Origin of the sequence: Spirillospora sp. NPDC049652, assembly GCF_040675125.1 — a bacterium.
GTDB lineage: Bacteria > Actinomycetota > Actinomycetes > Streptosporangiales > Streptosporangiaceae > Spirillospora.
In genome coordinates, this window is the sequence record NZ_JBFAOF010000112.1 from 1 (window position 1) to 12,952 (window position 12,952).

General features: G+C 72.7%; 13 protein-coding genes. 5 read left to right on the forward strand and 8 right to left on the reverse strand.

Annotated elements, in window-relative coordinates; genetic code table 11:
* The 7 genes from AB0J52_RS10705 to AB0J52_RS10735 form a co-directional block, all read right to left on the reverse strand.
* Window positions 1–128 (reverse strand): response regulator transcription factor (locus AB0J52_RS10705; RefSeq protein ID WP_500181358.1); only part of this gene is annotated, 128 nt, incomplete at its 3' end.
* Entirely contained in the window at window positions 125–1,552 is a 1,428-nt protein-coding gene (locus tag AB0J52_RS10710) for a sensor histidine kinase (RefSeq protein ID WP_500181346.1), read from the reverse strand. The genes AB0J52_RS10710 and AB0J52_RS10705, both read right to left, overlap by 4 nt.
* Before the next feature lie 112 nt (window positions 1,553–1,664).
* Complete coding sequence (locus AB0J52_RS10715) at window positions 1,665–2,438, reverse strand: ABC transporter permease (protein ID WP_500181347.1); 774 nt, start codon at window positions 2,436–2,438, stop codon at window positions 1,665–1,667.
* Window positions 2,435–3,382: an ATP-binding cassette domain-containing protein gene (locus tag AB0J52_RS10720; protein WP_500181348.1), complete on the reverse strand. Its 948-nt coding sequence runs from the start codon at window positions 3,380–3,382 to the stop codon at window positions 2,435–2,437. Before AB0J52_RS10720 ends, AB0J52_RS10715 begins: the two co-directional genes overlap by 4 nt.
* Window positions 3,383–3,417: 35 nt before the next feature.
* Window positions 3,418–4,080, reverse strand: coding sequence for a DUF4097 family beta strand repeat-containing protein (locus tag AB0J52_RS10725; RefSeq protein ID WP_500181349.1), 663 nt, complete (start codon window positions 4,078–4,080; stop codon window positions 3,418–3,420).
* Between the two features lie 348 nt (window positions 4,081–4,428).
* Window positions 4,429–4,848, reverse strand: a complete 420-nt coding sequence (locus tag AB0J52_RS10730; protein WP_500181350.1) for a MerR family transcriptional regulator — start codon at window positions 4,846–4,848, stop codon at window positions 4,429–4,431.
* Window positions 4,849–5,421: 573 nt separating this feature from the next.
* On the reverse strand, window positions 5,422–6,261 hold the full coding sequence (locus tag AB0J52_RS10735) for a helix-turn-helix domain-containing protein (RefSeq protein ID WP_500181351.1): 840 nt from the start codon (window positions 6,259–6,261) through the stop codon (window positions 5,422–5,424).
* A 76-nt stretch (window positions 6,262–6,337) separates the two neighbouring features.
* Between AB0J52_RS10735 and AB0J52_RS10740 the strand changes: the two genes are divergently transcribed.
* The gene (locus AB0J52_RS10740; RefSeq protein ID WP_500181352.1) at window positions 6,338–7,198 is read left to right on the forward strand and encodes an alpha/beta fold hydrolase; all 861 of its coding nucleotides are present in this window, start codon (window positions 6,338–6,340) and stop codon (window positions 7,196–7,198) included.
* Window positions 7,195–8,457 carry an FAD-dependent monooxygenase gene (locus tag AB0J52_RS10745; RefSeq protein WP_500181353.1) on the forward strand — a complete coding sequence of 421 codons (1,263 nt, stop codon included), beginning with the start codon at window positions 7,195–7,197 and terminating at the stop codon, window positions 8,455–8,457. The genes AB0J52_RS10740 and AB0J52_RS10745 overlap by 4 nt, the downstream gene beginning before the upstream one ends.
* A gap of 33 nt (window positions 8,458–8,490) precedes the next feature.
* On the opposite strand, the gene AB0J52_RS10750 is transcribed toward AB0J52_RS10745, so the two are convergent.
* Window positions 8,491–9,873, reverse strand: a complete 1,383-nt coding sequence (locus tag AB0J52_RS10750) for an NAD(P)/FAD-dependent oxidoreductase (protein ID WP_500181354.1) — start codon at window positions 9,871–9,873, stop codon at window positions 8,491–8,493.
* 508 nt (window positions 9,874–10,381) lie between these two features.
* Here AB0J52_RS10750 and AB0J52_RS10755 point away from each other — a divergent pair.
* From AB0J52_RS10755 to AB0J52_RS10765, 3 genes are all read left to right on the forward strand, one after another.
* Window positions 10,382–10,783 (forward strand): DUF7144 family membrane protein, encoded by a 402-nt coding sequence (locus tag AB0J52_RS10755; RefSeq protein ID WP_500181355.1) that lies wholly within the window; start codon window positions 10,382–10,384, stop codon window positions 10,781–10,783.
* 47 nt (window positions 10,784–10,830) lie between these two features.
* Window positions 10,831–11,727 carry a phosphotransferase gene (locus AB0J52_RS10760; RefSeq protein WP_500181356.1) on the forward strand — a complete coding sequence of 299 codons (897 nt, stop codon included), beginning with the start codon at window positions 10,831–10,833 and terminating at the stop codon, window positions 11,725–11,727.
* A 229-nt stretch (window positions 11,728–11,956) separates the two neighbouring features.
* A partial coding sequence (locus tag AB0J52_RS10765; RefSeq protein WP_500181357.1) for a folylpolyglutamate synthase/dihydrofolate synthase family protein occupies window positions 11,957–12,952 on the forward strand: 996 nt, incomplete at its 3' end.

The window sequence follows — 12,952 nt, forward strand, 5'->3', positions numbered from 1 at the left end:
GCCAGCTCCACCGCCGCGCGCCCGTCCCCGGCCTCGGCGACCACCTCGACGCCCGGATCGGCGGACAGGATCGCCCGCACCCCCGCCCGGATCATCGCCTCGTCGTCGGCGAGCAGCACGCGGATCACGGCGCCGGCCTCGCGTCCTTGGCGGCCAGCCTGTCGTTCTGAAAGCACAGCCGGTAAACCTCCCCGAGCCCCAGCAGGTTCCCGTCCGACCGGAAGTACCGGCACCGCGCCCCCGCGGGCGCGTCGGGGAACGAGCGGACGCGTTCGGCGTCCGAGTCGATCAGTTCCATCCGGGGCAGGACGCGTTCGACGTCGCGCTGCGGCTGCCCCACCCGCAACGCCGCGAAGTCGGCGGGCCGCAGCACCGAGTTCAGGGTCGCGTAGGCGTAGTAGCCGACCATCACGACCGACAGCGCCGCGACCAGCCCGGCCGGAACCGCGAACGTGACGAGCAGCCCCCGCCGGACCTGCTGCCTGCGCCGTGCCAGCTCGTCCTGGTCCGCCTCGTCCTCGGGACGCGCCAGGACGGCCCGCAGCTCGAACCCGCCGTCCGGGGTGGGCTCCGCGTGCAGCGCGGGGACCCGCCCGGCCAGCCCGTCCAGTCCGCGTCCACCCCCTGTGAGCTGCGGTTTCTCGTCCGCGGGGCCGTTGGTGACCGTCACGGACGCCGCGTCGATCCGCACGGCCACGGCCGCCCCCGGCGCGTGCTTGGCCGCGTTCGTCAGCCCCTCCTGGACGACCCGGTACGCCGTCCGCGCGTCCACCGGAACGCCGTCCTGGACGAGCCGGACGTCCATCCCCGACGACACCGCGTTCCGCACGAGCCCGGCGACCGTGCCGTCGGTGGCCTCGCGCAGCAGCCCGATGATCTGGTGCAGCCGGTCGGTCGCGTCCGCCGCGCCCGCCCGCAGCTCGGCGACCGCCTCGCGGTGCCGCTCGGGCAGGTCGGCCGCGACCTGCAACGCGCCGGCCCGCACGGCGAGAAGCGCGAGATCGTGCCCCAGCGAGTCGTGCATGTCCTGGGCGATCCGGGCGCGCTCGCGGAGCCGCTCCCGTTCGGCGACGATCCGCTGCTCCCGTTCCAGTTGCTCGACCCGTTCCCACCCCGCGCGCAGGAGCTCCTGGTACTGCCGCCGGTACCGGCCCACGAGCCACGGCAGGACACCGAGCAGGACCAGCCAGATCGTCAGCGGGAACCACTGCGTCACGTCGATCCCGCGGACGAGGTTCAGGACGGTCCCGCCGACGAACACCACCGAGAACAGCCAGACCACGGGCCGTGCCCGCCCGGCGCGCCGTCCGGTCAGGTAGGCCAGCACCGGGACCGCGAACGCGAAGTTGCCCTGGACCATCGTGAGGCCGATCCCCAGCAGCAGCGCCACGTGCGGGCGGAACCGTCCGGCGATGCCCGCGCCGACCGCCCCGACCCCGGCGAGCGCCGTCCACCACCGCCAGTCCGTCCCGTGGACCGGCAGCAGCCCGCCGACGACCACCGGGAAGGCCATGACGGCCCACACCAGCACGATTCCGACAACCCGCAGCATCCGGTCACGCTACAAGCCGTCCCCGGCCCTCCGTCACTGCCGAAAGTCAGTGGTCGACGCGTCAGGGCCGCCGGACCTCGCGGTCCGGCGGCCCTGGTCGGCCGGGTCATGGTCAGGCCTTGTCGAAGGTGCGCTTCGCCCAGAGGTAGGAGACGGCCGTGAGGCCGGCGCACCAGGCGGTCGCGATCGCCGCGTCGTTCCCGACCGGCGTGCCGAGCAGCAGCCCGCGGACGGTCTCCATGATCGGCGTGAAGGGCTGGTACTCGGCGAACCAGCGCAGCACGGTGGGCATCGAGTCGGTCGGGACGAACCCGCTGCCGAGAAAGGGGAGGAAGACCAGGGGCATCGGCGCGTTGCTGGCGGCCTCGGGTGTCTGGGCCTTCATGCCGAGCGCGACCGCCAGCCAGGTGACCGCCACCGCGAACAGCGTGAGCATCCCCGCCGCGCCGAGCCATTCGACGACGCCCGCGTCCGGGCGGAACCCGATCGCCAGGGCGACGCCGATGAGCACCGCCATGCCGAGGAGCTGCTGGACGACGCTGCCGACGACGTGCCCGGTCAGGACCGACGCCCGGGAGATCCGCATGGTGCGGAAGCGGGCGATGATGCCCTCGGTCATGTCGGTGGCGACCATGACGGCCGTGCCGGTCGCGGCGGTCGCGGCGGCCATCAGCAGGATGCCCGGCACGACGTAGTTGATGTAGGCCTCCCGCCCGCCGCCGAGCCCCTTGCCGAGCGTCCCGCCGAACACGTAGACGAACAGCAGCAGGATGACGACCGGCGTGACGACGAGCTGGACGGTCATGGACGGGTAGCGGACCAGGCGCTTGAGCTGGCGGCGGGTCATGGTCGAGGAGTCGCGCAGCGCGAGGGCGAGGGTGCTCATCGGGAGGTCTCCTGCTTCTGGCCGGTGAGGGTGAGGAACACGTCGTCGAGGTCGGGGGTGTGGATGCTGAGGCCGGCCGGTTCGACACCGGCCGCGTCCAGCCGGGCGAGCAGCTCCCGCAGCGGCGCGCCACCGCCGTCGGAGGGCACCTGCAGCGTGAGCCGGTCGTCGTCGGACGGGTCCACGAACCCCTGGCCGAGCGCGGTGAGGGCGTCCTTCAGCGCGTCGTCGTCGGTGAACCGCAGCGACACGTGGCCGCCGGGGATGAGCCGCTTGAGCTCGTCCGAGGTCCCCTCGGCGATCAGCCGGCCGTGGTCCAGCACCGCGATCCGGTCGGCGAGCTCGTCCGCCTCCTCCAGGTACTGGGTGGTGAGGAAGATCGTCACGCCGCCGTGGACGAGTTCCCGGACGATCTGCCACATGGAGCGGCGGCTGCGCGGGTCGAGGGCGGTGGTGGGCTCGTCCAGGAAGATCAGCCGGGGGGCGCCGACCAGGGTCATGGCGAGGTCGAGGCGGCGCTGCATGCCTCCGGAGTAGGTGCCGGCGGGCTTGCGCGCCGCGTCCACCAGGTCGAACCGGTCGAGCAGCTCGGCGGCCTTCCGCCTGCCGTCCCGGCGGGACAGGTGCCGCAGGTCGGCCATGAGCAGCAGGTTCTCCTCGCCGGTGAGCAGCTTGTCGACGGCCGAGTACTGCCCGGTGACGCCGATCGCGCCGCGCACCTCGTCCGGCTCGCGGGCCAGGTCGTGGCCGGCGACCCGGACGGTCCCGCCGTCGGCCGCGACCAGGGTGGACAGGATCTGGACGGTGGTGGTCTTGCCCGCGCCGTTCGGGCCGAGCAGGGAGAAGATCGTCCCTTCCGGGACGGCCAGGTCGACGCCGTCGAGCACGGTCTTGTCGCCGTAGGACTTGCGCAGTCCGTCCGCCGCGATGGCCAGGTTCGTCATGGTGGGGGGCTCCTTCGGGGGGAGGGTGCTGCGGGTCAGAGACTGCGGGCGGTGATGTCGCCGGTGGCGGTCGTGGCGCGGATGGCGAGCCGCGTGGCGCCGTCGTTGCGGAGCTCGTTGGTGATGCGGCCGTAGGCGGTGGAGGCGTCGAGCGAGGCCGAGACCCCGGCGGCCGCGCCGACCGAGATCGAACCGTCCTGGGTGCGCAGCTCGACGGTTCCGGCGTTCGCCTCGGCGATGCGGATGCCGCCCTTGCTGAGGGTGATCCGCGCGGACCCGCCGAGCCGCCCGATCTCCACGTCGCCCGCCGCGCCGGTGAGCGTGACGCTCGCGGCGTCCTCGATCCCGACCTGGCCCTGAGCGCCCTCGTAGACGATGTCGCCGAGCGGTCCGGTGGTGTCGAGACCGACGCTCGCCGTGGTGGCCCGCACGTCGGACCCGGCGGGCACCCGGACCGTCACCGCGAGGGCCCCGGACGCTCCGAAGTACTGGTTGCCGGTCGGGGCCTGGATCCGCAGGACGCCGCCCGCGTACTCGACCGAGGTCTGCTCGGCGGCCTTCACGTCCCGGCCCTTGGCGGCGTCGGCGGGCAGGACCTCGACCGTGGTCTCGGCCTGGTCGCCCGCGACGATCCGGATGCTCCCGGCGGGGACGTTCAGGACGGCGGTGACCGGGGCGGTGGTGGCGAACGTCTGCATCGTGCTCTCCTTGCGGCTCTTCGTTTCCGACAACGCAAACGCTACGTTGCTTTCAAGAGTCCCACAACAGCTGCATTGCGCTGTAGATGCATAACAGCAGCTCAAAGGCTGAAAATCATTGCAGGGGAGCTGAAAGTAACGCAACGATCGAAGGGTGTTGCGTTGCAATAAAATGCTGATGAACGCTATGGACGCGCCGCGGGCGGCAGGTCTCGGCCGACCTCGCCGGGCCGACCCTGAGTCGAAAACGAAGCTGGGCGAACGCGACATTCGCGTTCGCCCAGCGGGGAGAGTTTCGGGGACCACCCGATCCGGAGTTCTTCTCCCTGTGGAGTCGGGGAGGCGGATTCAGGGCCGTCCGGTGTCCTGGTCGATGCGTCGCTGGAGTCGGGCGTTGATGCGCTGGGCCTCGGCGAGCTGGTCTTCCAGGATGATGATGCGGCAGGCCGCGTCGAGCGCGGTGCCCTGGTCGACCAGGTCGCGGGCGCGCTGGGCCAGCCGGAGCTGGTAGCGGGAGTAGCGGCGGTGGCCGCCGGCCGAGCGCTGCGGGACGAACAGCTTGGCCGCGTCCAGCTGGCGCAGGAACGCGGGGGTGACGTCGAGCAGTTCGGCGGCGCGGCCCATGCTGTAGGCCGGGTAGTCCTCGTCGTTGAGCTTGTCGTCGAGTTCGTCGTCGGGCCGGTCGCCCGGCGGACCGCCGTCCGCCGTGCCGCTCCGGGGCAGGACGCCGGCGATGCCGGTGGCGGGTCGTGCGGTGTCAGGTTCCATAGATCCTTCCGTGTCGGTCGCGCGGGCGTGCCGGGTGGACGCGAACGGGGGCCCCGGCGCCACTGCGGCGCCGGGGCCCTGAGGTACAACACCATCTATCCGGCCGTGCGGCCGGTCTCGGACCGCGTCTACCGCTCACCTGAGCGGGGACGCGGGGATCGCGAATGCGTGACCGTAGACCACCACCTTGTCTGTGGAACTGCGGTACCCGCGCGGCGTGACTGGAGCCTGCGACGGGCGATCCCGATGGCGCCGGACTCTCCCTTCCTCGACATCACCAACTGGACTTGCTGGTACTGCACTTGCCGGTACTACTACCTGCGGTGTTGCTGTGAGCGGCCCGTGTGGCCGCCCCGGACGATGCCGCCTGCCGGAACCCCTTGCACTGCGTCGGCCCCGGCACGCGCGGCTCGTGCCATCCATCTCACCGGGCAGTTCGTCCTCTGCCCGTCTCATGGACTCGTACTCTGTCGATGTCAGGAACTCTACCCCACCCCGCCGCGAAAATCTACCTTGATCACTACAGGTTTTCGTAGATCGTTCGGAGAGGTGTGTTGCGGGCCCGTGAACAGGTCAGGGTGTCGCGCTATCCGGCCAGGCGATCGGGTCGACGACGAGGAACGGCTCGGCGGCCACGGACGCCGGGGTCATGCCGGTGAACTCCATGACGTCCCGATGCAGGTGGGACTGGTCGGCGTAGCCGGCGTCGGCCGCGACCCGGGCGGCGTCGTCGCCCGCCGTCAGGCGGTGGGCGGCATGGTCGAAGCGGACGAGCTTGACGGCGCGTTTCGGTGGCAGCCCGAGTTGCGCCCGGAACCGGGACCACAGCCGCTTGCGGCTCCACCCGAGCTCGGCCGCGAGCCCGTCGACCCGGACCAGGCCGCGGCTGCCGGCGATCCGGCTCCAGGCCCAGGCCACCTCAGGGTCCACCGGCGGTCCCGCCTCCTGCCGGCGGGCGAGCAGGCCGTCCACCAGCGCGAAACGCTTCTGCCACGAGGGAGTGTCGCCCAGGCGCTCGCGGATCCGCGCCGCCTCCGCGCCCCAGAGGTCGTCCAGGGGGACCGCGACGTTGTCGAGCTCGGCGGGGGAGGCGCCTAGCACGGCGCGGGCGATCACCGGGGACAGGCGTACCTGCACGCACTCGATGTTCTCTCCCCGCGCGCGGGCCGCGCCGCCGGAGCCGAAGCCGGGCCCGGCGACCACGCAACCCTGACGCTGCCGCCCGGCGGCGCTTTCGAGGACGGCGGTACCGTCGCCGAAGTCCAGGAGCAGCGTCACGGCCGGGTGCGGGACCATCCGGAGCGAGTCCAGATCGCGGACCCGGAACCCGGCCATCGTGACGCCGGAGACCCGACTGGGCCGCTGCGGGCACGCGACGTCCCACTCCGCCGCACCGTGCATGAACGTCCGCACCGTTCCATGCTAAGTGGGCAGGCCGAGGGAACATTCGTCCAATACCGGGGCGTGCGCCGGAGACGACAGTGGCCTCATGACTGCTTCTGCTGGCGGCCCGCACGGGCATGGCGGTGCCGACATCACCGAGAGTTCGATCCTGTCGCTGGACGACGGCGACATCCACGTGTGCCAGGACGGTCCTCGCGACGCCCCGGCGCTCCTGCTCGTCCACGGGTCGGCGTCCTCGACCCGCTCATGGGATCCGATGGTCCCGCTGCTGACCGGGGCCCACCGCGTCGTCCGCATCGACCTGCTCGGACACGGCCGGTCGAGCAAGCCGGACGACGGCGGCTACGCGATCCCGGACCAGGCGCGCCGGGCCGGCGCGGTGCTGGACCGGCTCGGCGTGGAGCGCGCCGTGGTCGCCGGGCACTCCAGCGGCGGCGCGACCGCCACCGCGCTCGCCGAGCAGCGGCCCGACCTGGTGACCGCGCTCGTCCTCATCAACACCGGCCCCCGCCTGGACGCCTTCATCACGTCCGACTCCGCCGCGCTCGACCCGTCCCGATGGCCGCCCACCGACGAGCAGATCCGCCGCTTCGCGAGCACCGCGTTCAGCCGTCCGGGCTACCGGGTGCCCGACGAACTGCTGGGCGAGATGCGGGCCATGACCTTCCACTCCCTCGTCGCGACCATGCAGGCCACCCGCGCCTACATGCAGGAGCGGGCGCTGCCGGACCGCCTCGCCGTCCTGGACAGGCCGCTCCTGGTGCTCTTCGGCGCGGACGACCGCAGATGGCGCCCCTCGTCCGCCGATGACTACCGCGCCGTCCCGGGCGCGGTGGTGGAGATGCTGCCCGGCCTCGGCCACACGCCGCCGCTCGAAGACCCGGACCGGACCGCCGCCTCCCTGCTGGCCTTCACCGCGATCCACTCCGCGCGGGGGACCGGATGAGCGGAAGGGACGCCAAGCGTGTGCTCATCTCCGGCGCGAGCATCGCGGGCCCGGTGCTCGCGTACTGGCTCACCCGGCACGGCTTCTCCGTCACCGTCGTCGAGCGCGCGCCGTCCCCGCGCAGGACGGGCGGCCACGCGGTCGACCTGTTCCGGCCCGCGACGGCCATCGCGGAGAAGATGGGCGTGCTCGCCCGCGTCGAGGAGCGGGCCACGGGCACGCGGTGGATGACCGTCCACCCGGAGGGCGCGCGGCGTCCCGTCCGGACGGACCTCACCAGGATCTTCAGCGCGGCGTCCGACCGGCACGCCGAGGTCATGCGCGACGACCTGAGCGAGATCCTCCACGACGCCACCCGCGACGACGTCGAGTACGTCTTCGACGACTCGGTCACCGCGATCTCGCCCGGCGGCGAGGTGACGTTCGAGAACGCCGCCCCGCGCCGCTTCGACCTGGTCGTCGGCGCGGACGGGCTGCACTCCAACGTGCGCCGCATCGTCTTCGGCGCGGAGGCCGCCTTCAGTTCCTTCATCGGGGCCCACCTCGGCGTGCTGACCCTCCCGGACGCCGCCGGCCTCGACCGCGAACTGCTCATCCACGTCGGCGTCGGCCGCACCGCCGGGATGTACGGCGCGCCGCATCTCGGCGGCGCACGCGTCCTGTTCCTGTTCCGCAGCGAACGCGAACTCGACTACGACCGTCGCGACGTCCCACGGCAGAAGGACCTCCTGCGCGGCGCGTTCACCGGTCTCCATCCAGACGTGGACGGCTGGCTGGACGAGCTCGACCGCACTCCCGCCTTCTACTTCGACTCCATCACCCAGATCCGGATGGACACCTGGTCGCGGGGGAGGGTCACGCTCGTCGGGGACGCCGGCTACAGCCCCGGCCCGGCGGTCGGCGGCAGCACCACCCTGGCCATCGTCGGCGCGTACGTCCTCGCCGGCGAGCTGGCCCGGGCGGACGGCGACCACGAGCGCGCCTTCCCCGCCTACGAGCGCGCGATGGCGGACCACGTGCGCGGGGGCCGCGCGGCGGCGCTGAGCGCGGCGAAGACCCTGATCCCCGCCTCCCGGCTCGGCGTGACGGGACTGGCCCAGGGCGCCCGCCTGATCTCCGCGCTTCCGGCGGGCCCCGGCCGCCTGCTCCTCCGCCTCACCACCAGGAGCGGACGGCTGTACAACTCCATGACCATCGACGACCACCCGGCACCGACCGCCGTGCCGAGCCGGAGCGGAGGTCTTGTCGGGGGCGGGTGAGCGCGGCGAGCCGTCCAGCCCGGCCGGGCCCGGTCAGGTGATCGGGGGAGGAGCGCCCACCGAGGACGGCGAGGTCGTCGGGGCGCGCCACCGGCCCACGACCCGGGTGACGGCCGACGGCCTGAACAGCGCCGTCGGCGGGACGTTCATGCCGAAGACCCGGAAGATCGTCCGGCAGGTCGCCGGATCGACGTTGCCCGCCGCCACGACGTGGTCCATGTACTGGTGCAGCAGCTTGACCTTCGCTCCCGGCGGGCGGCCCCGCGTCCAGGGGAAGCGGAGGTCCTCGCCGGTGGCCAGGCCCCACGCGTTGGCCGACTGCGCGGCGGCCACCCGTTGCAGGCGCGCGGTGTCGCGGTGGACGCGGGCGGGGTCCATGCTGTCGATCTCGTCGGCGACGGCCTTGGCGGACATGGCCGCGACCGTCATGCCCTGGCCGTAGACGGGGTTGAAACGGCACAGGGCGTCGCCCAGCACCAGGAAGCCGCGCGGCCAGCGGTCCAGGGACTCGTAATGGCGCCATTCGTTGGCCGTGTTGCGGAACGCCTGCGCGTCCGACAGGGGCTCGGCCTCCCGGAGGGCGTCGTACAGGACGGGGCTGCGGAGACTGCGCGCGTAGGCGAGGTACTGGTCCTCCTTGGTGGGCGGGATGTTCTCCTCACCGCAGCCCAGGAGGGTGGCCATCCAGCGTCCGCCTTCGACGGGGACCAGCACCCCGCCGCGCGGGGTGCTCGGGCTGGTCTGGATGTAGATGGCCTTCCAGTCCTGCCCGGTGGAGTCGGGCAGCTTGTAGTAGCGGCTGGAGTAGCCGAATCCGGCGTCGTAGCGCTCCACCGCAGGCGCGGAGTAGCCGAGTTCGGTCAGCCACCGAGTCGCCTCGGACCGGCGGCCGCTGGCGTCGGCGACCAGGCCCGCGCTGAGGACCCGGGTTTCGCCGGAATCCGCGGTGCGCACGCGGACGCCTTGGACGCCGTCCCGGTCGGGAGTGGCCACCAGCCCCGTGACCTGGCTTCCCTCCAGGAACTCGATGCGCTCGTCCGCCGCCGCCATGCGCCGCAGGACCCAGTCGAGCAGGACCCGGCTGCAGGTCAGGTCGGCGGTGCCCGCGACCCGGGGGAACCAGCCGACAGGGCTCAGCCACAGGAAGTCCCGGGGGACGATCAGCCGGTGGGCGCCGTGGTCGGTGAGCTCCCGCGTCAGGCCGGGAAGGAGGTGTTCGGCGCAGTCGACACCGTGCTTCCAGAACGCGTGGATCTGCGGGGACTGCGGAATCCCCGGCCGGAACGCCGGCTCCTGCGGCAGCGTGTCGCGGTCGACGACGGTGACGCGGGCGAACCGGCGGGCCAGCGCCCGGGCGGCGAGGACCCCGCCGACCCCCGCGCCGATGACGATCGCGTGATCGTCGGCTTCTCCCATGACCAGTCTCCCTCCCGGCACCGGCCCGGTCGCCGGGCCGGCCACCTGTCCGGCGGACGCGCCGCCTGCTCCGCCTCGCGACGTCCGTACGACGCTCGGCACCTCACTGATCACGGTGCGTGGTCTCCCTAGCCAGAATGGGACCTGGCGGGGGACGGGTCAACGGAGATCGGGTGAGCCTGGTGTCACCCTTTGTTCACCGGGGTGCGGGCGGTGGCCTCTGATGTCCGCGACCGGGGAGAACCCGGAGAGTGCCGTCCTTGTCCGGCAATGTCCGGCTGAAGAATCGGCCAAGTCCCGCGCCCACGCCGTCGATGCGGTTTCACAAAACAAGGCATTGGGGACTTTCCGAAAGTGGTTGCGTGCGGCCCGCCGCACCGGCGGTCCGCGCGTCCGGCTTAACGTCACCACGCGGGCCGGCCCCCGCCCCTTCTCGGCGACTCGTGCCCAACCGACGCGGCCCGAGCGGACGGCCTCGGAGACGGCCCCGCGGGAAAGCGAGTCCATCATGGCCACGACACCCGCCACACCGCGCGGCGTCTACTCCGGCTGGCTCGGCTTCGCCGGCGTCCTCGGCGTCCTGCTCGGTGTCTTCAACGTCATCGACGGCCTGGTCGGGGTGTTCAAGAAGGACTTCTTCGTCGCGACGAGCGACAAGGTCCTGCTGTTCGGCTTCACCGCCTGGGGATGGATCTGGATCATCATCGGAATCATCCAGATCATCGTCGGCGTCGGCATCCTGGTCGGGCAGACCTGGGCGCGGGCCGCCGGAGTCCTGTTCGCCGCGCTCGCGATGATCGGCCACTTCATGTTCCTGGCCGCCTTCCCGGTCTGGTCGGCGATCAACATCCTGGTCGCCATCCTGGTCATCTACGGCCTCATCACCGCCCCGCGAGGCGCGCGAGGCTGACCCGTCCGCCGTCCCGGCCGTGATCATGAACGGGTACGGTCGGGACGGTGGTCTTCACCGAGACGCCGCTGACCGCGGCCATGCGCGACGCCGTCCTCGCGGAGTGGGGACGCCGCGTCGAGGCCCCGCCGGAGCGCCTGTACGGCGGCGAGGAGTCGGCGGCCTACAGGGCCGGCGACCTCGTCATCCGGGTCGGGCCGCTGGAGCGGACCAGTGCCGTGGCCGAGTGGTGCCACGCCGTCGCCGCGCACGCCGCCGCGTCCATGCCGGAGGCGGTCGCGCCGCTGCGCACGCGCAGCGGGGCCACGGTCGTCCACGTCGAAGGACGTCCCGTGTCGGTCTGGCCGTTCGTCGAGGGGGAGTGGCCGGACGCCGACGAGGAGCCGATGCGCCGTGAAGGAGCGCGGCTGCTCGCGCGACTCCACCGCGCCGTCGCCGACTTCCGGCCTCCGGCGCGCCCGGTGGCGGGATGGCTGGAGACCGGCCTGGACGGCAAGCCGCCGGCGGACGCACCCGCCCTCGCCGATCCGCAGCTCGACCGGTGGCTGGTCGAGTTCCATCGCCGCCGCACCCTTCGGCACCCGCTGCACGGCGACTACTACACCGGCAACACCCTCGCCCGGGACGGACGGCTCGTCGCTGTCCTGGACTGGGACGAGGCCGTCGTCGGCGCGCCCGAACTGGAGGTCGCGTCGGCCGCGCTGGAGTGGACCGACGAGTTCTCCGCGTCCCTTGAGCAGCGCCGCCGGTTCGTCGCCGACTACCACGAGGCGGGCGGGACGGCGGGCGACATGGACGACGAGACCGTCGTCCAGCTGATCCGGCACCGGCTGCGCCGCGAGGCCGCGTACTTCGAACGCGCGCACCGCGACAGCGTCCCGCCCGACGACGACCTCGACTACCACCGCCGCCGCGTCGAGGCCTTTTTCTCCCTCCGCCCCTGACACCGCATCCCCACCGCGGCGGACGAGGTCAGCGTCGGCCTCGGCGTCGGCTGGCTCGGTGTCTCCCTCACGATGCTCGCCCTGCCGGTGCTCGCCACGTGAGGATGCGCTCGGCATCGCACTGCGCACGCCGCCCGGCGCCGTCGCCAGTGGCGGGCGGAACAATCACTCAGTGCTTCTAAGTGATCGCGTTCGGTGGAAAGCTCGGAGGGTGGAGTACCGACGCTGTGTGGAGATCCTCGCGAAACTGCACGAGAACCCCGAGGGGATTCCCCGGCCCGTGCGGCAGGCGAACGTCCCCCGGCTGCTGGAGGCGCTGGGCCACCCGGAGCGGGGACTGTCCGGAGCGCTGGTGGTCGGGACGAACGGCAAGGGCTCGACCTGCGCGTTCGCGGTCTCAGCGGTGGCCGCGACCGGCGCGCGCGTGGGCAGCATGCCCAGCCCGCACCTCCAGGAGCCCAGGGAGCGGATCCGGGTCAACGGGACTCCCGTCACGCGCGCCGAGTACTCGGCGGCGTTCGCCGAGGTCTGGCACGCGATCGAGGAGCACGGACTGCCCGTGCTGTCCCAGGGCGTCTTCGCGGCCACCGCGGCCGTCCACTTCCAGCGGGCGGGCGTCGATCTGGCGGTGGCCGAGGCGAGCATCGGCGGGAGCCGGGCGGCGGCCGCGGAGCTCGGCCTGGACGTGAAGGTCCTCACCGGCGTGGGCCTCGACCACACCCGCCTGCTCGGCGACTCCCTGGCCGAGATCACGGAGGCCAAGATCCGAGCCGTGCGGGACGGCGACCATGTGGTGCTCGGACGCCTGATCCCCGAAGCGGCCACCAGCGCGGAGCAGGTCCTCAAGGAGCGCGCAGGGCTGTCCGTGTGGCGGCTGGACCACGAGATCCACTACACCGCCACCGGCCACGGCCCCCGGTCCCTGGTGAGCGTGACCACGCCCCGCGCCGTCCACCGCGACCTCCCTTGCCCGCTGGCCGGCGCACACCAGCACCACAATCTCGCGGTCGCCATCGCCGCGGTGGACGCCATGGCCGAACGCGGCCTCATCCGCGATCCGGACGACGCCCCACTCCGCGCGCGACTGGCGGCCACCCGCTGGCCCGGCCGTCTCGAACTCGTCCCGCACGTCCGGCTGGGTCCCTGGACGGGCCGCGTCCTGCTGGAAGGCGCCACCAACCCGCAAGGCGTGGCGACCGTGGCCCCCGAGTTCCTCCGCCACGCC